Here is a 25,601-nt window from a genome sequence, read left to right on the forward strand (position 1 = left end):
ACAAGCAAAAGCCGATACAAAAAAGCGAACAAAATACTCAACGATAGAGAGCAGTATGATTCACCATAAATTATCCATGACTTCATTGTTTGCCGTAATAATGATGGTTGTAACTTTCAACGCACTGGCAGATGAAACTCCTACTGAAGTATATTGGGAAGACCTAGTGCCCGAGGGCTTTAATGAGCTCGCGCCACCTTCAGTTCAACACAATGGCGAGATGAGTCAGCTTCAGCCTGACGCACCCGTTGTCGATACCTTTGATGGTAAACGGGTGAAAATCCCGGGTTTTGTTGTGCCGCTAGAAGGTACGGCAGAGCTAACCACTGAGTTCTTACTTGTTCCATATTTCGGAGCCTGTATTCACGTACCACCGCCGCCGTCTAATCAAATTGTTTACGTAAAATTTGAAGAAGGTGTGCGCATAGATAATATTTATGATGCAATTTGGGTAACCGGCGAACTGTCGACTGACGGTTGGAAAGGCGACATTGCGTCTGTAGGTTACCGTTTGAAAGGCGAAGCCGTAGAAGGGTTTTAAGCATTAAACGTTTAAAAAGGACATCAGGTGTTTACAGGATTATCAGCGTTTCCCATTACTCCATTCAAACAAGAAGTTATTGATTATAAAGCATTTAAAGGGCTTGTTGAGAATTTAGCTTCGGCGAATGTAGATTCAATTTGCGCGATAGGCTCTACTGGGCTGTATCCTTATCTAACGCGAGGGGAAAAGTACGACGTAGCCAAGCTCGCCGTCGACCACGCAAATGGCATTCCTGTTATGGCAGGCGTTGGGGCGCTGAGAACCTATGACGTGCTAAAAAACGTTGAAGCTGTGCAGCAAGCAGGTGTTAATGCTGTGCTGTTAGCACCCGTTTCCTATCAAGTGCTTAACGAAGAAGAAGTGTATGGCCTATATGAGGCAGTGAGTCACGAGGTATCTGTGCCTATCTGCGTTTACGAAAATCCTCGGGTGACTAATTTTACCTTCAGCGATGACTTATACCGCCGCATAGGCAAATTGCCGAATATCGGGGCGATTAAAATACCCGGTACTCCGTTTGCCAAAAGCTCAATGGATAATAGTTCCAGCAAGGATATCCCACCCTCTGAAGCAAGCAGTAGCGAAGGCGCTCGTCGATTAGCATCATTACGAGACATAATGCCTGCACACATTGCTATAGGCGTGAGTGGTGATAGTTTTGGCGCATCAGGAATGAGTGAAGGTTGTGACCTATGGCTCTCCGTTATAGGGGGGATATTCCCGCGAACTGTAATGCGCATAATCGACGCCGCTCAGTCTGGTAATGCTGTAGATGCACAGTCTCAGTCACAAGCGTTAAGCGGAATATGGAGCATGTTTGCGCGCAATGGCGGCGGCTTGCGTGTGGTTGCAGCCGCGGCAGAAATTTTGGGCTACTGTGAAACGCCTAGCTTACCTGCACCCTTCTTACCTATCGACAAAGAAGAGTACAGCGAGCTAGAGCACATCATCACGAAGTTATTGTTAAGCTAGCCCTGCGTATAAATCTGTTCAGCGCGGTTAAACAGAAGCCAAGACGTTAAAATGTACTTGTCATTACTTTTTGGAATTTGGCCGCGATGCGTGTGAGTAAAATAGGCTGGCGCAATTACCATTCTGCCTGCTTTAGGCTTAACCGCACGGTTTTGATAATAAAATTCTGTTTCGCCGCCTTCGTCCACATCGTTTAAGTAGTACATAAACAGCAGTACGCGATGTAGCGCATCGTTATGTTGAAGCTGTGGGTAGACTTCTGAATGCCAGTACGGGTAGCCACCCTTGCCCGCGGTGTAGCGCTGTGCATTAACATCGCCAACGCGGAACAGGTAATTCACCAAATTTGCCAAATTGGGTTTGCCTACTTCGTCAAAATTCTCTCCGGTTACTTTTACCGGCTCACCGGTTTTAGGGTGGCGTACGGTTAAGCCAATGGGCCCAACAAGCGCAAAATAGTACTTTTCAATGTAGGAGACCAGCTGCTGTCCAGTGTGCTGCATCACTTGCTGAAATAAGTCTTTAAATTCCGGGTTGCGGCTTATCGACACATCCATGCTGCGCTTTTTGTCTAAGTCGACGCCGCCGCCAGTTCGGCCTTGAGACAAATTAGGGCTGCTTTCAAAGCGTTCCATGAGTTGCTTGCACAGCTCTGGTGGTAACACATCATCAATAACTTCAATTAAATCGCTCATGGAGACCTCGTACTGCGCTTTGTTACTTAGTGGGTAGTTCTTTAAAGTGTGACTGTAGTTCTGACTTCACATCCTCTGGAATAGGCGCAGAACGCTGTGTTTTATAGTCAAAATGTACCATGGTGGTAATGCCTGTTGAGCACAGCTTATCGTCTTGCCATAACTCTTGAAACACGTCGAATGCACTATTGCCTAGCCGGCTAATGTAGGTTTTAACCGTCACAGGTTTGCCATAAAAAATTTGAGCTAAAAAATCGACTTTGTAGCTGGCTAAAATTAGCGGCCAATTTTGTAAGTCTAGCTCAGGGGTAAACATTCTGAAAATAGGCTCTCTAGCGGCTTCAAACCAAGCAACTAATGCCGTGTTACTAACATGTTGCAAAGCATCGGTTTCGCAAAAACGTACGTCAAAAGAAGTGATAAGTGGTGCTGTATTACTCATAAATTATTGTAGGCTTTGTTATAAGTTTGATTTCCACTTTAGCATTATAGGCGGGAGTTTTCAGTAGCCCTTATAAAAGCGATTGTGTTTAGGGTAAATCGTTGTGTTTTGATTAGCTTACAGGGGGTGTGCCGTTAGGTTCTTTTGCATTACAATCCGCTTCTAACTTTTTGAGCGAACATACTATGACTGCGATTGGGATTGACTACGGTACATCAAATTCTGAGGTTGTGTATTTTGATGGAACGGCCCATCAGCACATCAAACTCGACCCGTTAGATAAGAAGGGCAATAAAATCCGTTCTTCGGTGTTCATCTATTTTGAAGATGAATTGCCGCCGCCTCCTGATGCCATGGTTGAAGCGAAAGTGGCGCAGTTACAGCGCGTTATCAGTGAGCAAATAGATAAGGCGAAGGACGGCTATTATTCGGCAAAAGATCCAAAAGAACAGGCGATGTATAGCGACCGTATCGACTCGCTGCGCGGTGATTTGCACAACAAGCCTGCATTACAGCGTAAAGCTATTGCGCAATTGATGCATGCCATGTCGCTAGACGAAATCCCTTTGCTGCGCTTAGTAGAGCACGGCAAGTTTGCGTTTGGTGAAGAAGGGTTTAGGCGCTTTCTTAAAATGCCGGACAAAGGCCGTCTAATTTATTCACCTAAGAACTTTCTAGGCGCCTCGCTAGACGGTGACCAAAAACAAGCATTCATCGGTATCATTGCTAAGCAGTTAGCGTACTTTAAACAGTGTGCAGAGCAGCAGCTAGGCAAGGCTGTTAATAATGCGGTTATTGGCCGTCCAGTTAAGTTTCACGGCACCCGCGGTGAAGAAGGGAACGCCCAGGCCATTCAAATAATGACTGAAGCGGCGACGAAAGCTGGGTTTTCAGGGGTTAATTTCCTAGATGAACCCATAGCAGCGGCGTATAAAATTGAGCAAACCCTACCAAGGGATACCACTACGCTGATTGTCGATATTGGTGGGGGTACCACGGATATTTGCTGTATTAAGCTTTCTCCCGCGCGTTCCAATCAGCTTGATCGCAAAGAGGATGTTCTGTCGGTAACAGGCAGACGTTTAGGCGGCATGGATTGCGACAAAAGCTTGGTGCTAAAGGCTATTGCCCCAGAAATGGGAATGGGCCTTAAGATGATTAACGGGCTTCCTGTTCCTCCTACGTACTTCTCTGATATGTGCGCGGTTGATAACATTCCTGCACTCACCCGCTTTTTCTCTGACGATTACGGGTTAGATATTGCTCAAACCATGTCTGTGATTAAAGAGCCAGCCCAATTAGAACGCTTGCTTATTGTTCAGGAGAACAAGTTGTCTGCCCGTGTGGTGAACTCGGCTCGATTAGCCAAGGAACTACTGTCGAGTAAGCAGAACATTACCTTGCCGCTGCACTATATCGAAGATGATTTTGACGTGGAGATTTCGCAAGACTCGCTCAAAAAGGCATTAAAACCTTGGCTTGATAAAGTGAAAGCGCTAGTGGTGGAATGCTTGGAAAACAGCAGTGAAAAGCCAGAAGTGGTGATGATCACAGGTGGTATGAGTTTATCGCCAATCGTGGTTGATGCGCTATATGAAAACCTACTTACCGGTTTACCTCGATTAGAGAATGACGCTTTCAATTCGGTGTGCGAAGGATTAGCTATTCAAGCGGCGAAGCACGCGTAATATCTTTTATAAATAAACACTAAGCCTTAGCGTAGTAGCGTTTACTGCGCTAAGGCTTTTTTGATCAGTGCTTAAGGATATTGTGTTCTTTTAGATAAATCGCGATGGCCTCAGGCGACTCGAAGGCTTTTAACAGCATTTCTTGTGCGCGTGCTTTCACATCATTGTCTTCTGATGATGACAGTAGGTGATACCATGTTTTCACTAAGGCTAATGGCGGCGTTTGGTTCATTAGTTGTCGCTCCAGCAATTCTTACTGCAAAAATACACAAAAATCATCGTAACGTATGATTTGCCAAAACAAACTCTGACCAGCATGGAAAAACGTGTAAATAAACGTCATTGCGCACTTCTTACAAGCTGCTGTGTAAATTACACAGCAGCAAAATAGAAAACGAGTGCGCTTTACGCTAACGGATTTACCTCGTTACCGGCTCAAGCTTGTGTGAGCATGGGTTTCAGGAATCGACCTGTATGTGAAACTTCTTGTTGTGCCACATGCTCAGGTGTTCCCTCTGCAATAATCTGGCCACCTCCGGATCCACCTTCGGGTCCAAGGTCAACAATCCAGTCTGCGGTTTTAATCACATCTAGGTTATGCTCAATAACCACAACGGTATTACCGTGATCGCGCAGTCTGTGAAGGACGGCTAATAACTGTTTAATATCGTGGAAATGCAACCCGGTGGTTGGCTCATCCAAGATATAGAGTGTTTGCCCAGTGTCTCTTTTTGACAACTCTTTCGCCAATTTCACGCGCTGCGCTTCACCACCTGATAATGTAGTGGCGGCTTGACCTAGTCGAATATAAGACAAGCCTACGTCCATAAGGGTCTGCAATTTACGTGAAATAGCCGGAATAGCATCGAAGAACTGACGGGCATCTTCCACCGTCATTTCCAACACTTCGTGAATGTTCTTATCTTTGTACTTTATCTCAAGGGTTTCACGGTTATAGCGTTTGCCCTGACACACGTCACAAGGCACATATACGTCTGGCAAAAAGTGCATTTCCACTTTAATTACGCCGTCACCCTGACACGCCTCACATCGACCGCCTTTTACGTTAAAGCTAAAGCGGCCAGGCTTGTAACCCCGTGAACGCGACTCTTGTGTGCCGGCGAACATTTCACGAATTGGAGTGAAAATGCCAGCGTAAGTCGCTGGGTTAGAGCGCGGTGTTCTGCCGATAGGGCTTTGATCGATATCGACCACTTTGTCGAGCTGGTCTAATCCTGTCATCGACTTGTGTGGTGCCGGTTCAGACGTGGTCGCCTTGTTCAGCTCGCGTTGCGCAATTTTGTAGAAGGTGTCATTAATCAGGGTTGATTTACCCGAGCCCGATACACCCGTCACACAGGTCATTACACCGGTAGGTATACGTAAATCAACAGACTTCAAGTTGTTGCCGGTAGCGCCTAAAAGCTCTAGCCACTTGTCGTCTTTAACCGGTGTGCGTGTTGCAGGAATATCAATCTTCTCTCTACCAGATAAGTATTTTCCAGTAAGTGAGTGTTCACTGTTTTTAATGTCTTCCAGTGAGCCTTCGGCAATAATCTCACCGCCATGCACACCTGCACCTGGGCCAATATCTACAATGTAATCGGCTTCGCGAATGGCATCCTCGTCGTGCTCTACAACTAGAACAGTGTTACCCAGGTCACGCAAATGCGTAAGCGTACCAAGTAAGCGCTCATTATCCCGTTGGTGAAGTCCGATAGAGGGTTCATCCAGCACGTACATAACGCCCACTAAGCCTGCGCCAATTTGACTTGCCAGTCGAATACGCTGAGCTTCACCCCCTGACAGGGTATCGGCGCTGCGCGACATAGAAAGATAGTTAAGACCTACGTTTACCAAAAAGCGCAAGCGGTCCATGATTTCTTTCAAAATCTTTTCAGCTATCTGAGCGCGTTGGCCTTCAAGGTTGAGTGTCTCGAAAAAGCCATACGCGTCGGCAATTGACATGTCAGCAATGGCAGGCAGGTTGGTGTCTTGTATAAATACATTACGTGCTTCAACGCGCAGACGGGTGCCGTTACAGCTACTGCAGTGCTGCTGGCTTAAATATTTTGCTAACTCTTCACGCACCGAGTTCGACTCGGTCTCGCGATAGCGGCGCTCCATATTAGGGATAATGCCTTCAAATGGATGCTTGCGCTCCATCACGTCGCCACGCTCGTTTATGTACTTAAACGACAACGACTTGCCCTTAGACCCATAAAGCACAATGTCCTGGTGCTTTTTATCGAGCTCTTCAAATGGTGCGGTAAGGCTAAATTTATAATGGTCTGCTACTGCCTGTAGCATTTGAAAATAGTAATAGCTGCGCTTGTCCCATCCGCGAATAGCGCCGCCAGACAAACTTAATTCGGTATTGCCGACTACGCGTGCTGGGTCAAAAAACTGTCTTGTACCTAGCCCGTCACAAGTTGGGCATGCACCCGCTGGGTTATTAAATGAAAACAGACGAGGTTCAAGTTCACTAATGCTGTAACCGCAGTGTGGACAGGCGAAGTTGGCAGAAAATACAATTTCTTCTGCGTCTTTATCGTCCATATCAGCCACAACCGCGTTGCCGCCAGCAAGGCTAAGCGCCGTCTCGAATGATTCAGCCAAACGCAGTGCCATATCGTCGCGCACTTTAAAGCGGTCAACCACAACTTCAATGGTGTGCTTCTTGTGCAAATCGAGAGGCGGCGGATCAGATAGGTCACACACTTCACCGTCGACTCGCGCGCGAATAAAGCCCTGAGCAGACAGGTTTTGCAGCGTCTTAACGTGCTCGCCTTTTCGCTCTTTAACAATAGGCGCTAGCAGCATTAACTTACTGCCCTCGGGCATCGCTAACACTTTATCGACCATTTGGCTGACCGTTTGTGCATCTAGCGGCACATCGTGGTCTGGACAGCGTGGCGTGCCCACTCGCGCGAACATCAAACGCAGATAGTCATATATTTCAGTGATGGTACCCACCGTTGAACGGGGGTTATGCGATGTTGATTTCTGCTCAATGGATATTGCTGGTGATAAACCCTCAATATGATCAACATCTGGTTTTTCCATCATAGATAGAAACTGACGGGCATAAGCAGACAAAGATTCAACGTAACGACGCTGACCTTCTGCATATAGCGTGTCAAAAGCAAGAGACGATTTACCCGAGCCAGAAAGGCCGGTTATCACCACCAGTTTGTCTCGTGGCAGTGTTAAATCGATGTTTTTCAAGTTGTGGGTGCGAGCACCGCGAATTTCGATTTTATCCATTGAAGCCTAAATGAGAGAAAAAGAATCAGTATGCCATAGGTGTCAAGTAAAGTGATATGACATTCAAGTTATACTGTAAGCGGAGTAAGCAGATCACCTCACGGACATAAGCTTACGATTAGTTCTCGCTTATCGACATTGCAAAATGGTGATTTTATCCCCACTTTTAAACCCCTAGTAAGAAAAAGGGTAGTGCGAGAGGGCTAAATCTACCTCGCGAGCAGAAGAAAATACCAATTGTATTATGCTACACTTCGCGACCTTATTCTTAATGCAGCAGAAACAGGTGTTCTCTGCGCGCTTTTATGTTTTTTTGATTTTATTTATTGAGGGAATCAGACGCTTTGAACGCTTTGGAATTACGCGCTGCGCTTGCACTCGCCTCCGTTTACGTATTACGCATGATGGGGCTGTTCATGGTTATGCCCGTGTTGGCTGTAGCCGCAATGGACTACCCAGATTACTCGCCGCTGTTGGTAGGGCTTGCCGTGGGTGGATATGGCCTAACCCAAGCTGCGCTGCAAATTCCTATGGGTATGATGTCTGACAAGTGGGGGCGTAAACCCGTTATTTTGCTAGGGCTTGCTGTATTTGCATTAGGAAGCTTTGTAGCAGCAAACGCCGACAGTATGGCCATGATGATTGTTGGGCGTATTCTTCAAGGCGCTGGGGCTATTGCAGGTGCGATAATGGCGCTAGCTACCGATGTAAGCCGGGAAAGTCAGCGAGCCAAAGTGTTAGCTATTATAGGCATAGCCATTGGCTTCTCATTCTATTTAGCCGTTATTTTAGGACCTCTCATTGCGAACAGCTACGGGCTTGCAGGTGTGTTTGGTATTACTGGTATTCTGGCCATTCTTTGCATGCCGCTGGTTAAATGGGTAGTGCCAAACGGTGTGCAGCTGAGCAGTGGCGATACACTCCCACAAAAAGACCAGCTAAAGCGCTTAGTCTTCTCTTCTCAGTTATGGCGTTTAAATATCAGCGTGATGATTCTACACATGATGATAACGCTGTTGTTTGTTCAACTGCCCGTAACGCTACTGAATTTTGATATGACGCTAGATAGTCACTGGACGGTTTACTTACCCGTTTTAGGCGCGTCAATTGTAGGTCTGATTATCATGATGGGGGCAGCAAGAGGCCGTACGCCTAAATCGCTCCTTGTAACCGGCGTTGTATTCATGGGCGGCGCGTTTTTGGCGCTGAGTTTAGAGGACCATAGCTGGTGGTGGGTTACCGCTGCCGTGGTGCTTTTCTTTACTGGCTTTAATTATTTGGAAGCGAATTTCCCCGCATTGGTGTCGAGCATTGCGCCTGCGGGACAAAAAGGAACTGCCATGGGTCTCTACGCTAGCTTTCAATTTTTCGGTGCGTTTTTGGGCGGTGTAATTTCAGGTTTCGTCACCGATATTTGGTCGCAAGAGTTAGCTTATGGCATTGGTGCTGCTAGCACCCTGCTTTGGCTTTTTATCATTCTTGGTGTTAAAGAAGTGAGCCGGGTTAAGCGTGTGATGATGAATGGAGATTTTGATAGTTCAAATGTTTCCAGCATTGAAGCCGAGCTGCTGTTAGTGCCTGGTGTGTTGGAAGTGACATTAAACAGTCAAAATAACGCGGTATACCTGAAAGTTGATCGCGATTTTGATGCGGTAAAAGCGCGAGACGTGTTGTCTGCATAGTGGCTCATCGCATTGCAACCATGAAAGGTTAGCATCACACTATTTTTGAAAAGGAAGCGAACACCATGATTGACCTAAGCAGCTACAAAGCCATTATTTTTGATATGGATGGCACCTTGGTCGATTCAATGGGCGCGCATATTGATGCGTGGCAGCTTACGTGCGATGCGTTTGGTTATCCCTTCGACCGAGACTACCAATACAGTTTAGGTGGTGTTCCTACCTTTGAAACCGTACATCTTATGAATGCAAAGTATGGCAAAAGCCATGATCCAGCAGAGGTTGCTTTATATAAAAAACAGGCGTTTGAAGGGCTAGACCATGTGCCAAGGCTTATCCAAGATACCCTGGACGTGTTTAACCATTATAAGGGAAGCATGCCCATTGCAGTGGGGACAGGTTCAGATAGGCAGCACGCGCAAATGGTGTTAAATGAACACGGCCTGCTAGCCCAATTATCTGCGCTGGTTACAGCCGATGACGTCACTCAAGGTAAACCTCACCCTGAAACCTTTGTGCGTGCGGCAGAATTAATGGGTGTAGCACCACAGCATTGTGTGGTGTTTGAAGATACCGACATGGGACGAAAAGCGGCGGTTGACGGTGGCATGGCGTGCTTTATGGTCGACAATACGCGGCTTATCTACTGAATCTTACCCAGATTGAAAGTTCGAGCTTAGGGCTTACGCTCACTCAATCGCGTTCACTTTATAGTTTCTTAGGCTTATACCGCCTCTAGTTCGCTTAGCGCATTTCCGCAGTTGTGTAACAGTGAAGACTTTATACGTTTGGTGGCATCATCAATGGCGGTTTTCATTGCATCGATAGCAATCTGATTGCTCTCTTTTTCACTGACACTGGCGTTCACATTCATGCTTTGCCCTCTGAAGGTGGTGGCGGGTGAATACTCATCGGCATAGTCAGGTTTGTACTTAACATTAAGCACCACGGTGGCAACCATATTACTTCCTAAGGTTTTTATAAACGCGCGGTTTAGTACTACTTTCACGCTGTTGGCTGCTTCAATATCTGGGCTGACATTCATCGCTTCTAAGCTTTGCTGTAACAGTGAATAGAGCGTGTCTTCTGTTACATTACTGCTTCCAACGAGCAAGTCTTTACTCGACCGTATGTCGATTAGTTCTGCCAAGTTAATTGGACAAGCTTTCGCTTTAGACATGGTTAGCTGATAGTCTTTTCTCTGCGACGCAGGAATTAATGATGAGTCAAGCTCGGGTGGCGTAGACTCGCAGGCAATAAGTAAGGGTAGGGCACAACAGGCAACAATAAGTCGAGCTGGTGATGTAGCGTAAGACATGGAAAATGTTCTACTTTTCATTAAATTATTTTTGTTTTATGCAGATAAATTATGCAAGTAATATTGTCTTTAGTATAAGAAAGTTTGTATCGCTAAGAAACAGAACAACTGTTGCAAACTGTTACAGCTTGTTTAGCATAGGTGTGGGACTGTTGATTTTGCTGAGCGAGTTTTTGATCAGCGACACAACCATTACACCTATGTAACCTGAATAAAAATTTCGCCATAACCATTCAACACGGACAGTTCTTTAATGATGAGCTTAAAAAACGCGGTAATTAGTGTAGTTGCAAGTGTGTCACTTATTGGGTGCGCAATTAACGTGTCTCCTTCGGCCTTCTTTTATCAAGACACTCAGCAAAAGCCCCTTGATACTACGAAGCTACACGCGGCAATTCAAAAAGACAAAACCTCAGCGGGCATAACCCGTGTTGAAGTTAAAAATGAAGCTGGGTTAACTTTGAGAGGCGTTGCTGTTTCTTACCCTGACCCTATTGTTAACATTGTTTTCTTTGCAGACAATCGTATGCCTGTAAGCGAAAACAACAGCGTTATTCATAGACTGGGTAAGTTGCCCGCTAATATATTGTGGCTCGATTATCAGGGAGTTGGAGCCAGTGATAAAGCGAAGGACTTAAGTATTAACGCTATTAAACAAGATGCGTTAACCCAGTTTGACTATGTAGCAAGTGCGTTTGACGCCTCAATTCCCACTATCGTTCACGGCCGAGGTATAGGCAGCTATTTCGCAAGCTATGTTGCTGCAAATAGAAAGATAGACGCTTTAGTATTAGACGGCGCTTTCAATAACATCTCTGATTTAATTGCCAACATGGTGCCAGGCTTCTCTAATTCATTCACAAACATGAAGCTTCACGATGAAGTTCATAGTATGCAAATAGCCCCAATCTTGCGTCACTATGAAGGACCGCTATGGCTAGTGGTGGGTGAGGAAGACAAAATAACGCCTTACCCGATAAGTCAGCAGCTATTAGAAGATGCATCAAGTAGCGAAAAGTATATTTCGGTCATTCCTGGTGCGACGCACAACGCAACGCTAAAAAGTGACTATGCCATACAAGAGTACAAACAGTTTTTAGCAAGATTCACTAAGTAATAGAAACCTTACTCGTTGTGGATAAGTAGTGGAAAACCTTGTTGGTAAGTCTGTTAATAGCCATATAGAACAACAGATCACGATCTTTTCATTACTTTCTGGTCGGATCACGAAACGTCAGTTAAATCAAGCGCTGTAGAGCAACTGTGCTCGATCTTAATCTTTTTTGATCGTAAAGCTGTGCAGGATCAGGCAATTTTGCTCTTTGGGGATAAAAGTTCGAGGCAAAACGATCAAGCGGGTATTTTTGTCAATAGTTTCGTGTCATGAAATTTTTAGAACACAGTTGCTCAACTATACATCGAATTACGATTAATCATCCATCAAACTGGCTTGTAAGTGATTAAATAAAATACCCGCCATAGGCGGGTATTTTTTTGGTCTATTAATTTCTGAAGGGAAAACGAACAGCTAAACCCTAACCATTGAATCTCGTTTTACTACTGTAGGAGTATATTTAAAGGTAAGCCCATCTTCTGGTTTGCTTCCCGATGCATACTTCAATGCAAGTTCCGCCGCTTTTGCTGCCATCATTTCTACCGGATAACGCAGAGTCGTTAATTTAGGACGACAGTACTTTGCTAACAGCACATCATCGTACCCCATCACAGAAACTTGTTCTGGAACTGAAATACCATGATCCTGCAGCATGGTCATAGCACCAGATGCCATAGCATCGTTATAAGCCAAAACAGCAGTGAATTTTGCACCAGTAGCAAGCAAGTTTTGCATTGCCAGTTCACCACCTTCCTGATCGGGCGTAGCATACTCAATCATGCTTTCAGGCAAGCTTAAATTCGCATTGTTAACTGCGTTTCTAATCCCTTCGAGGCGATGATTAGGATCGTCTATGCGATACTGACTGCTTATCACCGCGACATGTTCATGGCCTTGGTTGATGGCATATTCCGCCATAAGGCGACCACCGGTTACGTTATCAAGCCATACACAACGATTTGCTATCTCTGGTATATAGCGGTTAATTAATACAAAGCCTGGAACTTGGTTTGCAAAACCGATCAGGGTCTCGTCATCAAGTGCTTTGCTGTGCACTACCATGGCTTCTACTCGATGCTCTAGCAGTGTTTCAATAGCGCGAAGTTCAGTCTCTTTTTCAATAGAGCCGGCACTTAATAAAATTTGAACGTTATTTTTGCGGGTAATGGACTCCACACCGTGGGCTAACATAGCGAAAAATGGGTCGTGGAGCTCAGCAATGACAACGCCTAAAGATGCGCTACGTTTGGTTACAAGTGCCCGCGCATTAGCGTTGGGACGATAACCCATTTCTTCCATGATTTTTTTGACACGCTTGCGAGTATCATTGCCCACTTTAGGACCATTATTAATAACTCTTGATACGGTCGCTAATGAAACGCCAGCGGCTTGGGCGATATCTTTTATTGTTGCCATTTTCTTTCAAACTTCGTTTTATTGCGTGGAGTGTCGATTGACCTGATTGCCATAGCGTACATTATATTTACAAAAAAAGATAAAATTCTAATGCTTAGCTTAAGGTGTCTTTTACGGGGCTGAGATGCATTAGAGAGATGAAGAGCGTTAGATTACCTAAGTGGTTTTACCTTCTATGATTGTTAATCAAACCGCTGTAAAAAAGAATGGAAAACGTATAACCTCCTAGACATTCTGAAAGATTGCATTATTCATTAATGTATAAAAAATGTGTGGTAGGTTGGAAAGCGTCAGTTTACTAAGCACGTCTTAAGGTAAAAATTTTGTTATGAAAATAAATGTATCTGCATTTGGTGAAGTAGAAGGCGAAGTCATAAACGCCTTTACGTTAACTAACGACAACGGCATGTCAGTTACCTTGCTTAACTACGGTGGAATTATTAAAGAAATTCACTTCCCGAATGCAGAAGGTGAATCGGTAAGTTGTGTCCAAACTTTCGAGACTCTACAAGACTATATAGATGACCCGAGCTATCGCGGTGCGATCGTAGGACGTTACGCAAACCGAATTGGACATGGCTCGTTTGCGTTAAATGGAACAGAGTACACCTTAGATAAAAATGGCGGTGAACATAATCTACACGGCGGTCTAGCCGGGTTTCATAAGAAGGTTTGGGCGGCAAGCATCCAAGAGACGGCGGACAGTGTGGCTGTAACATTTACCTTAACTAGTCCCGATGGGGAAGGCGGCTTTCCCGGTACTGTTAATGTAGAGGCATGCTATTCCCTTGATCAAAACAACGAGTTATCTCTTGTGGTCACCGCAAATACAGATAAAGAAACCCCGCTTAGTTTCACGCAGCATGCTTACTTCACGTTGAGCAACGACCCTCAAGTGGGCAATACATTGCTACATATAGATGCTGACAAAGTCACGGACGCAGATAGCACCTTGCTGCCAACTGGAAAACTGGTCGAAGTTGCCAATACTCCCTTTGATTTCACGAAACCTACAGCAATAAAAGAAAGGGCAGAGCAATCTGATTCCCATCCATTATTTGATAGGGTGGGAGGCTACGACCACAACTATGTACTCCGTGATACGCCTGAGCATACCCCACAAGCAACCGTAAAGGCACTTGATACTGGTATTGCTATGTCGTTATTTACTAACTTGCCGGGTTTGCAGTTTTATACTGGCGGGTTGAAAACCGACGATCAGCTTGGTGCCTTGTGCTTAGAACCACAGCATTTCCCGGATGCACCCAATAAGCCCGAGTTTCCAAACTGTTTCGTAAAACCCGGGGAAACCTTCAAAGCAAGTATGCGATACAAGTTCAGCGCATAGAAATCGTTATGTAGTGACAAAAGAAAATTATTTGTTATCAATTTAACAATTAATTTTCTTTGTTACGCAATTGATAAACGTAGAAGCTTGCTATATCATTATCAGGGTAAACGTTTAACCCTATTTGATGTTGCGCATTAGAGCGTAGCAGGCTAATTCAGAGAGAGTGATTATGGGAACCCCTTTCGACCCTACCAACGATCCACATCGCCGTTACAACCCTTTGTTGGGTGAGTGGGTGTTAGTGTCGCCTCACAGAGCGAAGCGCCCTTGGCAGGGAGCCTCAGAAGAGCCAAACAACGAACAAAAGCCATCTTACGACTCTACGTGTTATTTATGTCCAACAAACACCCGCGTGAATGGTGAAGTTAACCCTGATTACAAAGGTACGTTTGTTTTTCAAAACGATTTTGCTGCCCTTAAGCAAGATACAGAACAAGCCAGTGAGAAAAAGGGGCTGTTTCAGTTCGAAACTGAGCAAGGCTGCAGTCGTGTTATTTGTTTTTCCCCTGATCACAGCAAAACGTTACCTGAGCTTTCCGATGAAGAACGCGTAGACGTAGTCAACACGTGGAAAGCACAAACCGCTGAACTTGGTGAAACCTATCGCTGGGTACAAGTTTTTGAAAACAAAGGCTCAATGATGGGGTGTTCAAATCCTCACCCTCATGGTCAAGTATGGGCGCAGCAGCATGTGCCTACCGACCCAGCGAAAAAAGTCGTGCAGCTACAGCAATACTTTGGTGAAAACGGCACGCCTATGTTGTTGGACTATGCCGAGCAAGAGGTCGCGAAGCAAGAGCGAGTCGTGTGTCAAAATGATGATTGGGTTGTAGTTGTACCATACTGGGCCGCTTGGCCTTTTGAGACGCTACTGTTACCGAGATTTGACGTGCAATCTATGCACATGCTCTCGGATTCTCAGTCGCTATCTCTTGCTAAGATCATTGGCGAAATTACAGCGAAGTACGACAACTTATTTGAAACGTCTTTCCCATACTCTATGGGATGGCACAGTGCCCCATTTGATAGTGAAGCGCACCCTGAATGGACGCTACATGCGCATTTCTTCCCACCACTTCTGCGCTCAGCAAGTGTACGCAAGTTTATGGTTGGGTACGAAATGATGGCAGAGGCACAGCGAGATTTGACCCCTGAACAAGCGGCAGACAGATTAAAAGCACTATCCACAGTGCACTATAAGAAACGTGAGAATGCGAATGGATAATCAAGTACTTTCTTCTAATTTTGAAACGCATTACGGCGAGGCGCCAGCGTTAATCGCACATGCGCCGGGTCGAGTGAACATTATTGGTGAGCACACCGATTATAACGAAGGGTTCGTATTTCCGGCTGCAATCAACTTTGGAACGTGGGTTGCGGCAACAAAGCGCGCAGATAATGACATCGTGGTTACCGCGATGGATTACGAAAATCAGCAAAATCAGTTTTCGTTGTCAGACATTAACTATGACGAAGAACAAGGGTGGGCAAACTATGTTCGCGGCGTAGTGAAAGTACTTAAAGAGGCCATGCCAGATTTTGGCGGCGCTAACTTATTGGTTACGGGCAATGTGCCACAAGGTGCTGGGTTAAGCTCTTCGGCATCTTTTGAAGTGGCTATACTAAAAGCGTTAAGCGCGCTGTATGAGTTGCCCCTCGATGGCGTACAGGCTGCACTGTTAGGCCAGAAAGCAGAGAATACGTTCGTAGGCTGCTCATGCGGAATTATGGATCAGTTAATCTCTGCTATGGGTAATGAAGGCATGGCAATGCTGCTTGATTGCCAGTCGCTAGCCATTGAGCATTCACCACTACCAGACTCGCATCAAATCGTTATCATCAATTCGAATGTTAAACGTGGTTTGGTTGACAGTGAATACAACTTGCGTCGTCAGCAGTGTGAACAAGGCGCGTCGTTATTGGGTGTGTCATCGTTACGCGAAGCAACTATGGAAATGCTAGAAGGCGCTAAAGCACATATGCCAGAGGTGGTTTATCGCCGCGCGAAGCATATTGTTACCGAAAACGCTAGAACACTGGCAGCAAGCCAAGCATTAAAAGCTGGCGACATCGAAACGGTTAGTGAAGCCATGGCGCAATCTCACATCTCCATGCGTGATGACTTTGAAATTACCGTTCGCCCAATCGATTACTTGGTTGAGATCATTGGTGAAGTGCTGGGTAAATCGGGTGGTGTTCGCATGACTGGCGGTGGATTCGGCGGCTGCGTAGTGGCCCTTGTACCTACCGACAAAGTTGAAGCGGTGAAGCAAGTCGTGGCCGACAAGTACTCTGATGAAACAGGGTACAGTGCTGACATTTATGTGTGTACGGCTACACAGGGCGCGTTCGCCTAATTATCGATTTAAATACAGCCTTTATGCACAAACCTCTCCCCTTTCTAAACAATCCTATTCTTTAGAATTGTTTGTGTCCCTTAAGCCGCATCCATTGGTTGCGGCTTTTTTTTACAAAAAGTGCACATTTCTAGTTAAAAAAAGTAAACAAAGTGTGATACTAATACTACCCGCAACAACGCGATAAGTTTAACGGTGAGTTTTTCACCCATTTATGATTTATTGTGCTTTGCGAAACGCGTTTTAATAACGTGACACTGGTGTGGCAACAACCAATATAATAATAAAAACAATTTTTCACCTGTGTACCCTGCATAACAATCGCCGCACCCAAAATAAGAACTTTGGGAAAAACTATGAAATTAGCATCAATAGATATCACGTTGTTCGTGGTATACGTCGTCGCGCTTGTCGGAATTGCGTGGTGGGTTTCTCGCGAAAAGCAGGGTCATCAAAAAGACACAAATGATTACTTTCTAGCGGGCTCAAGCTTGCCATGGTGGGCAATTGGCGCATCACTCATTGCCGCCAATATCTCAGCCGAACAAATCATCGGCATGTCGGGGTCAGGTTACCAGTTAGGGCTTGCCATTGCGTCTTATGAGTGGATGGCCGCCATTACGCTGCTTATTGTTGGCAAGTTCTTCTTACCTATCTTTCTTAAGCATAAAATTTACACCATGCCTCAATTTCTTGAGCAGCGATATGATCATCGCGTGCGCAAGGTAATGGCAATATTCTGGCTAGGTGTTTATGTTTTTGTAAACCTAACGGCTGTGCTGTGGTTAGGTGCATTGGCCATCAATACCATCGCGGGTGTTGATATGGTTTACGGCATGATGTTCTTAGGCCTTTTCTCGTTAACCTATTCACTTTACGGCGGTCTGAAAGCGGTAGCACTCACCGACATTATTCAAGTCGTGCTGTTGGTTATTGGTGGCTTGTTTCTGTCGTATACGGCGTTAAACCTAATCAGTGACGGCAATGGTGCCATCCAAGGTTTTGTTGACCTTACTAACAAGCTCCCTGAGAAATTCGACATGATTTTGTCAGAAGACAACCCGCACTATATGGACTTGCCGGGCATTTCTGTATTGATTGGCGGTATGTGGATCATGAACCTGTCGTATTGGGGCTTTAATCAGTACATCATTCAGCGCACGTTGGCGGCAAAGAGCGTTCAAGAAGCGCAAAAAGGTATTGCGTTTGCGGCTTTCCTAAAACTGCTAATGCCTTTAATTGTGGTATTGCCAGGGATTGCAGCAGTTCTAATTGTGCCAGACTTAGCTAAACCGGACCAAGCATACCCAAGCCTAATGACGCTGATGCCTGTTGGTCTTAAAGGTATTATCTTCGCAGCCTTGGTGGCGGCGATTGTGTCCTCGCTAGCGTCGATGACAAATAGCGTTTCTACTATTTTTACCATGGACCTTTATAAAGATAAGCGTCCAAACGAGTCGCAGCAGCATTATGTGAAAGTGGGTCGTATCGTAAGCTTTGTCGCGCTTATCATTGCTATGGTGGTGGCCAAGCCGCTGTTGGGTAATTTCGATCAAGCATTCCAGTATATCCAGGAATTCACGGGCTTCTTTACACCAGGTATCTGCGCATTGTTCGTTTTAGGTATGTTCTGGAAGAAAACCACAGCAAACGGTGGTCTATTGGCCGCATTAGGCTCATTTGTTTTAAGCATTGTGTTTAGACAATTCTGGCCTGAACTGCCGTTTATTGACCGTGTTGGTCTTGTGTTCCTGCTTTGTGTCGCTTTAGCTGTGGTTGTTTCTCTGCTAGAGAAAAAAGGTGTCAGTGAAAACGCTGTCGACCTAAACGAAGTGCAGTTCAAAACCACAAGCGGATTTAATGTAGCATCTATCGCTGTAGTTATCCTTACAGCGGCGTTTTACATTACGTGGTGGTAGCAGACAAGGAAGGGCGTTTTTAATCGCAACGCCCTTGCTAAAATTAGCTAAAAACAACGCGAAAGTTCAGAAGACGCTGACAATAAATTTTGTTAAGTTCTAGAACGTGTTGCAGTTAGTAACGTAAACCTGTGGCGAAAAACTTCAATTTTCCCTCATAAAATACGGTATACTAACCGGCTAATATTCGATGAACTTTCGCGCTTGCTGATGTCTTACTAAGAAGAGTTATACAGCAAGCCACTAAAAACGTTACAGGAGACATCAATGGCAACGAAAGGCGTTAATAAGGTTATTCTTGTTGGAAACCTTGGCAATGATCCTGAAGTTAGATACATGCCTAACGGAAACGCCGTTGCGAACTTAAGCCTAGCAACTAGCGAAAGCTGGAAAGACCAACAGGGTCAGGTTCAAGAGCGCACTGAGTGGCACCGCCTTACAATGTACCGTCGCTTAGCAGAAATTGCCGGAGAGTACCTGAAAAAGGGCTCGCAAATTTATGTTGAAGGTAAATTGCAGACGCGTAAGTGGCAAGATCAACAAGGCCAAGATAGATACACCACTGAAATTATCGTAGACCAAATGCAAATGCTTGGTGGTCGCGGTGGTGAAGGTGGCGGCGGTAACGGTGGTTACCAACGTCCTCAAAACAACCAAGGTGGTTACAATCAAGCTCCAGCGCAGGGCGGCTATAACCAAGCGCCACAGCAAGGTGGTGGTCAGCAGGGCGGCTACAACTCAAACCAAGGTGGTGGCTACAATCAAGCGCCTCAGGGTGGCAATCAAGGTCAGCCAAAGAACCCACCAATGGCTGAGCCAGATTTTGACTTCGACGATGACATTCCGTTCTAGACAAAGACAAAATATCAAATGTTGAAAAATAATCTTAAAAGCCGCTTTTTAGCGGCTTTTTTAGTTTTATTAGAAAATTAATGTTGAAAAGTTTAAAATATTCACTATATTACTTTATAACAAATATAAATGTTTATTAGTGGGTGTTCATGAAAGTTGCTGTAAAGAAATTTAAAAGTGGAGAGCGCTACGCCTTTTTATTAGGAGAAGATGGCGTTCCCGATTTTTGGGTCACTCATTTTGTTACGCAAAAACTGCGAATGACTAAAGCTGCAACATCAATTGAGCAATACCTGAAAGACATTAAACATTTGAAACGCTGGGAGGAGATTAACGGTAGGGATCTGCTTGAGGAAATATATAACGGTAAAGTACCTAACCTTGATGATATTAATAAACTTAAAGAGCACTGCTCATATCAGGCTAAAGTGGTTAAAGATAAACCAGCAAGTAACGTGGTCGATATGGGAAAGTTTTATTTATCAAAATCACAAGACAAACCGACTATTAGTAAATCTCAATATATATCCCGTATAGCTCACATTGCAGAGTTTCTTCACTTTATAGGGCAAGAAAGAGTCAAGTATAAGCCAGCAGCCGCAGAACTTTTTGAGGCGCTGGATAAGATGAAAACTCGACTTAAGAGTGGTAAGCCAAAAGGAAAATCGAAGAAAGTTTCCTTAGATAAGTCTGGTATTCCAGATGATGTATTTGATGACTTTGTTGAGGTAGCTAAGCCTGATTCACATTACAACCCGTTTAAAAACCCAGTTATCAAGTTTAGAAACTATCTCATTGTTCAAGTTTTGTATGAAACAGGATTTAGATGTGCTGAGTTATTAGCGCTTCGAATTAGCGATATTGGAACAGATATTGACAATCCAACATTGTCAGTTGTTAGAAGACATGACAGTAAGGATGATCCTAGGGTAAAAGAGCCAACAGCAAAGACCCTCGGCAGAGCGGTTTCTATTACAAAAGAGCTTAGAGACTTACTAAACACTTATATCAAGATTCATCGTGCTGATACAAAAGTAGCGAAAACACACCCATTTATTTTTGTTTCTCACAAAGATAAGGAGGGACATTACCAGTCTGGACAACCGCTCATTCAACAAACAATTAACGATATATTTAAAAGCATTAAAGGTGTGAACCCTGAGCGTTTCTGGGCTATTACACCTCATTCTTATAGACATTATTTTAATGATCAACTGTCAGATCAGGTTGATGAGGAAAGAAGGGCTGTCAGGCAAGAAGTAAAACGATTGGAACAGGCGGGGCTGCATCAAGCTGCAAAGCAATATGCAGACGAAAATAAGATTACAAAGCAGCGAGAGCTGGAGATAAGAGCCGAATTAAATGGACATTCATCTCTTAAATCAGGTGAGATTTATCTCAAGCGAACTGCAAGAAAACAGGCGCAAAGGATACGCCAAAGAATGCAATCGCGGATGAAGCACAAAACAGACGGGGACTATCATGGTAGCTAAAGCAAAAAAATTACACGGCTCAAAAAGCGCTAGAACAAAGTCGGATAAGCGATACAGTAAAGCTAACTATGAATTTGATGTGTATGACGATCTTTGGCAATTAGATGCAAATAAGTCGTTGAATTTTGAGTTGCTCGCTTCGCTAAATTTAGATCCTAAGTTCGAAAGTAATTTTCGGTTAGCATTAGCTGATTATGCATGTGAATTTTCATCTTCTTATACAGATAATCTGTTTCGATATTGTCGGTGGTTCTTCGCTGTTGGCGTTACGGGCAAAATAAATGAAGAACATGTAATAAATTACAAGGCAACACTAACCAAAAGCACAGAGTATAAGCTGGGTTACATTCGTGCATTCTTATTAGACTGGCACGACAAGGAAATCAAAGGAGTTGATAAAAAAACGGTTGAGTTGCTTAACTCACTTAAACTGTCTGGCAATGAAAAAGGAAAAGCCGTAGCTTTAGGTTGCCCTTTCAGCGGTGCCTATTCATTTGAAGAACAAACAGCATTTATAAACTGGTACGTGGATGCCTTTACTGAAAGGCTGATCTCGTTGATTGATTACGCCTTTATCATGGCACTACAACAAACGGGTGCTCGTCCTGTGCAACTCACGTATCTCTACTATAGAGATTTAATAACAAGGGTTGAAGAAGGTGTTGAACACTTTGATTTACAGCTTCCAAATGCCAAAAAACGTGATGAGCATTTTAGAGGCTCTTTTCAAATCAAGAAGGATTCTGGTGAAGATTTAATGCTAGTGCTAAAAACACAGGCAAATCAATCCATCAATGCTGTTGAAACACAATTCGATATTAAATTGACATCTAGACAAAAGAACCAAATTCCTATTTTCCTCAATACACGAGAAACGTCTAAACTCGCTAGTTTTGATGAATTTGAACAGCTACAACAAAAAACGCCTGACTTATTATGTTTACGAACAAAAATTGGAAATCCATCAGTTGATGAAATAATCAGGCGCTTGTCTCGACTTTGCCCTTTAAAAACAACACGGATTAAGTTAGATGATGGGTTTGGTGACCTGCATATCAATCCAAGGAGATTCCGCTATACCCATGCGACCAATATGGCAATGCTAGGTGCAAGTGACTATGCAATAGCCGAAGAACTAGGCCAGTCAGATACCCAGCAAGTCAAAGTTTATACAGAGTTCAACGAAGAAATGGCTGACAGAATTGATGAAGCGCTTGCAGCGGATCTTACGCCATTGGCGCAAGCATTTTCAGGAACTTTGATAGATGGTGAAAAAGACGCAATTCGAGCTAATGATCCTCGCAGTCGAATCAACAACAACGATGGCAATCCTGTCGGAAGCTGTGGAAAGTTTGGCTTTTGTGCTAATGGCACAATTCATTGTTACACCTGCAATAAATTCCAACCTTGGTTAAATGCACCTCATACAGAAGTTCTGAAAAGTGTCATTACTGAGCGTGATCGTAAGCGTAAGATGGGTGCAAGTGAGTTTGTATTGCAAGGTCATAATCGCAGTATTGATGCAATCAAAGTCGTTATTCAAAAGTGTCATGTTAGAAAGCAAGAGCTGGAAAAAGAAGGAGCGTTAAATGTCTAATGTATTGGTATTTACACCGAAGCATAAACTTGATTTCCAGAAAAACTACGCGGAGTTCATAGCATTTGCAAAAAACGATTTAACGCTTTTTGAGGATGTTGACTTTGAAAGCCCTAGCGGAATTCAAAAGGGATGGGAATGTGATAAGTGGTCTTGGAATACAGCAAGAGGAAAGAAATTAACCATCGTATTTGGTAACAGCGAAAATCATTCGAAATATACACCATTTAAGCAGCCATTTGCTGACTTTGCCAAAGCCTATGTACGATACCAACAGTCGCTCAATCACAAAGACTCAGTTATGTGGGCCTCTTCATTGGTATGGCTTCACAATGCATTAGAAGAAAATGCGACTCAAAATGGTAGAGTAGCCATTGATATTATGTACCTCAATAACACGGTAATTAATCGTGTGGAAGAGCAGATTAAGAACAGCGGATTGAGTGCTGGAGGCAAGCGCAATATTGGCCTGTCATTTGAAAAAATATTGAAGTTTATTAAGGACAAGCGATTCAAACTAGATTTACAAGAGTGGTCAAATCCTTTCCCTCGTCCATCCGATTCCAGAATTAAACTTGATGAAGACAGTCGTAAAGAAGAAGTGGAGAAATGTCCTTCTGACTATCAAATGCTTCAAGTGGCGGATGCCTTTCATAAAGCTAAAACACCTCGTCAAAAATACTTCACCAGTCTATGTGTAATGTTGATGTGTCAGCCAAGCAGAAATACAGAACTTAATGGTTTAACAATAAACTCACTACAAAGAAGTGAAAAGGGACGTTTATATCTAATGTGGCATCCTGCAAAAGGAGGAGATCCCGTCAAAAAATGGGTGCCTAAACTACTAGAGGATGTCGTACAGCAGGCATTTGACAGACTCATTGATATTTCTGCTCCCGCCAGATCTGCTGCGAAATTTGCTTATGAAAATCCCAATGTTTTTATGGTACATGAACACTGCATTACACCTGCTGATTTTCCGCAAGATAAACCATTAACGTATAATCAATTTGCAAAAGCAATGTGCTTTAAAACTGGTCTGGATTCAAACGGAACACAGATGAGTTGGACACATAATGGTTCAATAAAATGGTTACGTAACTTAATAAACCAAATCAATCATGTGTCAGACTGGAAAAAGGATTTATTGAATGGGTGTAAAGTTTCGCAGGACAACGAAATACTGACCAAACACACTCATAACCCTACAGGGATTAGTATCAAATTCCCTAGTTATAGAGATCTACGCTCTGTTGTTGATCAAAAATATAAAACAAAAGACTTTCCCAATTATGGTGATGTGAAGCTTTGGGATTGCATTACCTTAGTTCGCGAGAATGAGTTTCACAAAGAGTTTGATGTTAAGCCGTTTTCTTGGGTAATGGTCGGTCATGGAGCTGTGAGTGATGCTATGGGTTCAGATCGCCCTTCAGGAGAAGAAACAATCGAGTCAATCTTTGATGAATTGGCAATCACAGACGAAGATGGCACGCGGTTACAATTGAATACACACCAACCTCGGCATTGGTTGAATACTAAATTGAAACTGGCTGGTGAAGAAGATTGGTTGATTGCCAAGTGGTCAGGTCGAGCGGATATAGAACAAAATAAAGCTTACGATGGTAGAACTCAAGAGCAAAAGTCACGGTTAACCAAGCGTATAGGCCATGTTGCAAATGGTGAAGGTGTCATGACGGTTGCTCAAGCTAATCAGTTTCTATCGCCATACACATCAGAGTCGCCACCTCCTGCAATTGTGTTGCATGATTTAGGCTTACCAGTCTCTCTCAAGTCACTTGGGATTAATCGCTCAGGTGTCGCTCAGTTCACAGGGTTAGGTTACTGTGTTCACAATTATGCAGAAAGCCCGTGTGTTAAAAATGGCGATTGTGCGGTCTGTAGCGACCATGAATGCCTTAAGGGACTGCCAAACACTCTAGAAGAGCTTAAAAACCTTGAAAAGCTTAATGAGGAGCAATTAGAGGATGCAATCGTTAAAGCAGGAGATAAAGTTTTCGGTGCTGATCGTTGGGTAACTGCCTCAGGCTTTAGGTTATCAAAGATTAAAACCATTATTGCTATGATGGAAGATCCAAACAGACCGGATGGTACACCCATCAGAATTCCTGACGAATTAGACCCTTCCCCTGTTAAACGTTCACTCAATAATGATGAGCAAAATGTTATACCAATCTTCGACCTTACTGCCTTGGCACTATCTGATATGGAGGAGTCATAATGGCTTTTGTAACAGACAACAAAGAAACGATTCTAGCGATCATTGATGGTTGGAGCGGTAAACTTACATATGATCTTCTTTCAGAAAGGCTTCAATCAGAATTGGGCTTAAAACGTCCCCCATCGAGACACACTTACACAAAGCATGATGAAATAAAACATGCATTTGACCTAAAGAAAGAAGAGCTTAGATCTAAAAAATCTGCTGCAATCGAAGAAGCCAAGTCGCTATTTGATAGCTCTGATAAATTAAGCCAACTATTGGAAAACTTGGACAATGATGATGCAACTATTGCCGAACTTATAAAGCGAGTTGAAAAGCTTGAAAACGAGAATGAAAGGCTAACCTCGGAGAACAACAGGTTAAGTACCCATAATGACATTTTGTTAGAAAGGTTTGCTAGATGGCAGCACAATCTTCAAAAGATGGATGGTGTTGATTTGAATAAGCTTGCTGTGACTATTGATAGTGGGCTACCAGCAAAGAGACGGGAGTAATCTATGGAGGAGCTAATGTGACTGCCAATGTGGAGCAGTCACAATTATCAGCGACATAGTGTGTACTAGCTCAGACTTGATCTGACAGTTACCCGTTTTTTCAGGTGTCGCTGTCAGTTTAGATTTGAGCTAGATTCTTCTCAGCCCAAGTCCGTTTC

Annotated in this window: 21 protein-coding genes; 15 read left to right on the top strand and 6 right to left on the bottom strand. The window is 44.0% G+C overall.

Translation table 11 applies throughout. The annotated features are described in order from the left end of the window. Positions 1–55: 55 nt before the first annotated feature. Positions 56–541: a DUF3299 domain-containing protein gene (locus tag MHN02_RS04700; RefSeq protein WP_049587082.1), complete on the top strand. Its 486-nt coding sequence runs from the start codon at positions 56–58 to the stop codon at positions 539–541. A 27-nt stretch (positions 542–568) separates the two neighbouring features. Further along, the gene (locus tag MHN02_RS04705) at positions 569–1,516 is read left to right on the top strand and encodes a dihydrodipicolinate synthase family protein (protein ID WP_239244823.1); all 948 of its coding nucleotides are present in this window, start codon (positions 569–571) and stop codon (positions 1,514–1,516) included. Here the strand turns inward: MHN02_RS04705 and MHN02_RS04710 are convergent. Then, a complete protein-coding gene (locus tag MHN02_RS04710; protein WP_239244825.1) occupies positions 1,513–2,211 on the bottom strand; it encodes a 2OG-Fe(II) oxygenase in 699 nt (232 codons plus the stop codon). The two genes, MHN02_RS04705 and MHN02_RS04710, sit on opposite strands and share 4 nt — an antisense overlap. A 22-nt stretch (positions 2,212–2,233) precedes the next feature. Further along, a complete protein-coding gene (locus MHN02_RS04715; protein ID WP_239244827.1) occupies positions 2,234–2,653 on the bottom strand; it encodes a thioesterase family protein in 420 nt (139 codons plus the stop codon). Between the two features lie 185 nt (positions 2,654–2,838). On the opposite strand from MHN02_RS04715, the gene MHN02_RS04720 reads away from it, so the two are divergent. Next, a complete protein-coding gene (locus tag MHN02_RS04720; RefSeq protein WP_049587076.1) occupies positions 2,839–4,341 on the top strand; it encodes an Hsp70 family protein in 1,503 nt (500 codons plus the stop codon). 64 nt (positions 4,342–4,405) lie between these two features. Here the strand turns inward: MHN02_RS04720 and MHN02_RS04725 are convergent, their stop codons facing one another. Together MHN02_RS04725 and uvrA are read right to left on the bottom strand one after the other, a co-directional pair. Further along, positions 4,406–4,573, bottom strand: a complete 168-nt coding sequence (locus tag MHN02_RS04725) for a hypothetical protein (RefSeq protein WP_012516741.1) — start codon at positions 4,571–4,573, stop codon at positions 4,406–4,408. 203 nt (positions 4,574–4,776) lie between these two features. Then, positions 4,777–7,608, bottom strand: a complete 2,832-nt coding sequence (uvrA, locus tag MHN02_RS04730) for an excinuclease ABC subunit UvrA (protein ID WP_239244830.1) — start codon at positions 7,606–7,608, stop codon at positions 4,777–4,779. 344 nt (positions 7,609–7,952) lie between these two features. Here uvrA and MHN02_RS04735 point away from each other — a divergent pair, with 344 nt between their 5' ends. Both MHN02_RS04735 and MHN02_RS04740 read left to right on the top strand, forming a co-directional pair. Beyond that, positions 7,953–9,290, top strand: coding sequence for an MFS transporter (locus tag MHN02_RS04735; protein WP_039236840.1), 1,338 nt, complete (start codon positions 7,953–7,955; stop codon positions 9,288–9,290). Between the two features lie 65 nt (positions 9,291–9,355). Next, positions 9,356–9,940: a beta-phosphoglucomutase family hydrolase gene (locus MHN02_RS04740; protein WP_014977981.1), complete on the top strand. Its 585-nt coding sequence runs from the start codon at positions 9,356–9,358 to the stop codon at positions 9,938–9,940. 74 nt (positions 9,941–10,014) lie between these two features. Here the strand turns inward: MHN02_RS04740 and MHN02_RS04745 are convergent, their stop codons facing one another. Further along, a complete protein-coding gene (locus MHN02_RS04745) occupies positions 10,015–10,629 on the bottom strand; it encodes a hypothetical protein (protein WP_230633747.1) in 615 nt (204 codons plus the stop codon). 232 nt (positions 10,630–10,861) lie between these two features. Between MHN02_RS04745 and MHN02_RS04750 the strand changes: the two genes are divergently transcribed. After that, positions 10,862–11,725 (top strand): alpha/beta hydrolase, encoded by an 864-nt coding sequence (locus MHN02_RS04750; RefSeq protein WP_131137530.1) that lies wholly within the window; start codon positions 10,862–10,864, stop codon positions 11,723–11,725. A gap of 411 nt (positions 11,726–12,136) precedes the next feature. Here the strand turns inward: MHN02_RS04750 and MHN02_RS04755 are convergent, their stop codons facing one another. Then, positions 12,137–13,138: a LacI family DNA-binding transcriptional regulator gene (locus MHN02_RS04755; protein WP_014947876.1), complete on the bottom strand. Its 1,002-nt coding sequence runs from the start codon at positions 13,136–13,138 to the stop codon at positions 12,137–12,139. Positions 13,139–13,466: 328 nt separating this feature from the next. Here MHN02_RS04755 and MHN02_RS04760 point away from each other — a divergent pair, with 328 nt between their 5' ends. The 9 genes from MHN02_RS04760 to MHN02_RS04800 all read left to right on the top strand — a co-directional run bounded on the left by MHN02_RS04760 (position 13,467) and on the right by MHN02_RS04800 (position 25,443). Next, entirely contained in the window at positions 13,467–14,486 is a 1,020-nt protein-coding gene (locus tag MHN02_RS04760; protein WP_239244832.1) for an aldose epimerase family protein, read from the top strand. Positions 14,487–14,658: 172 nt separating this feature from the next. After that, positions 14,659–15,714 carry a UDP-glucose--hexose-1-phosphate uridylyltransferase gene (locus MHN02_RS04765; RefSeq protein ID WP_039236854.1) on the top strand — a complete coding sequence of 352 codons (1,056 nt, stop codon included), beginning with the start codon at positions 14,659–14,661 and terminating at the stop codon, positions 15,712–15,714. Beyond that, complete coding sequence (galK, locus tag MHN02_RS04770; RefSeq protein ID WP_039217399.1) at positions 15,707–16,846, top strand: galactokinase; 1,140 nt, start codon at positions 15,707–15,709, stop codon at positions 16,844–16,846. The genes MHN02_RS04765 and galK overlap by 8 nt, the downstream gene beginning before the upstream one ends. Positions 16,847–17,202: 356 nt before the next feature. Continuing rightward, positions 17,203–18,765: a sodium/sugar symporter gene (locus MHN02_RS04775; protein ID WP_239244834.1), complete on the top strand. Its 1,563-nt coding sequence runs from the start codon at positions 17,203–17,205 to the stop codon at positions 18,763–18,765. 267 nt (positions 18,766–19,032) lie between these two features. Beyond that, positions 19,033–19,617 carry a single-stranded DNA-binding protein gene (locus tag MHN02_RS04780; protein ID WP_039217393.1) on the top strand — a complete coding sequence of 195 codons (585 nt, stop codon included), beginning with the start codon at positions 19,033–19,035 and terminating at the stop codon, positions 19,615–19,617. Between the two features lie 149 nt (positions 19,618–19,766). Beyond that, positions 19,767–21,110, top strand: coding sequence for a site-specific integrase (locus MHN02_RS04785; RefSeq protein ID WP_239244836.1), 1,344 nt, complete (start codon positions 19,767–19,769; stop codon positions 21,108–21,110). Continuing rightward, the gene (locus MHN02_RS04790; RefSeq protein WP_239244838.1) at positions 21,100–22,707 is read left to right on the top strand and encodes a site-specific integrase; all 1,608 of its coding nucleotides are present in this window, start codon (positions 21,100–21,102) and stop codon (positions 22,705–22,707) included. The genes MHN02_RS04785 and MHN02_RS04790 overlap by 11 nt, the downstream gene beginning before the upstream one ends. Beyond that, positions 22,700–24,946: a hypothetical protein gene (locus tag MHN02_RS04795; protein ID WP_239244840.1), complete on the top strand. Its 2,247-nt coding sequence runs from the start codon at positions 22,700–22,702 to the stop codon at positions 24,944–24,946. The genes MHN02_RS04790 and MHN02_RS04795 overlap by 8 nt, the downstream gene beginning before the upstream one ends. Beyond that, entirely contained in the window at positions 24,946–25,443 is a 498-nt protein-coding gene (locus MHN02_RS04800; RefSeq protein WP_239244842.1) for a hypothetical protein, read from the top strand. Before MHN02_RS04795 ends, MHN02_RS04800 begins: the two co-directional genes overlap by 1 nt. Positions 25,444–25,601 lie beyond the last annotated feature (158 nt).

It is taken from the genome of Alteromonas sp. CNT1-28, from assembly GCF_022348345.1.
Classification (GTDB): domain Bacteria; phylum Pseudomonadota; class Gammaproteobacteria; order Enterobacterales; family Alteromonadaceae; genus Alteromonas; species Alteromonas macleodii.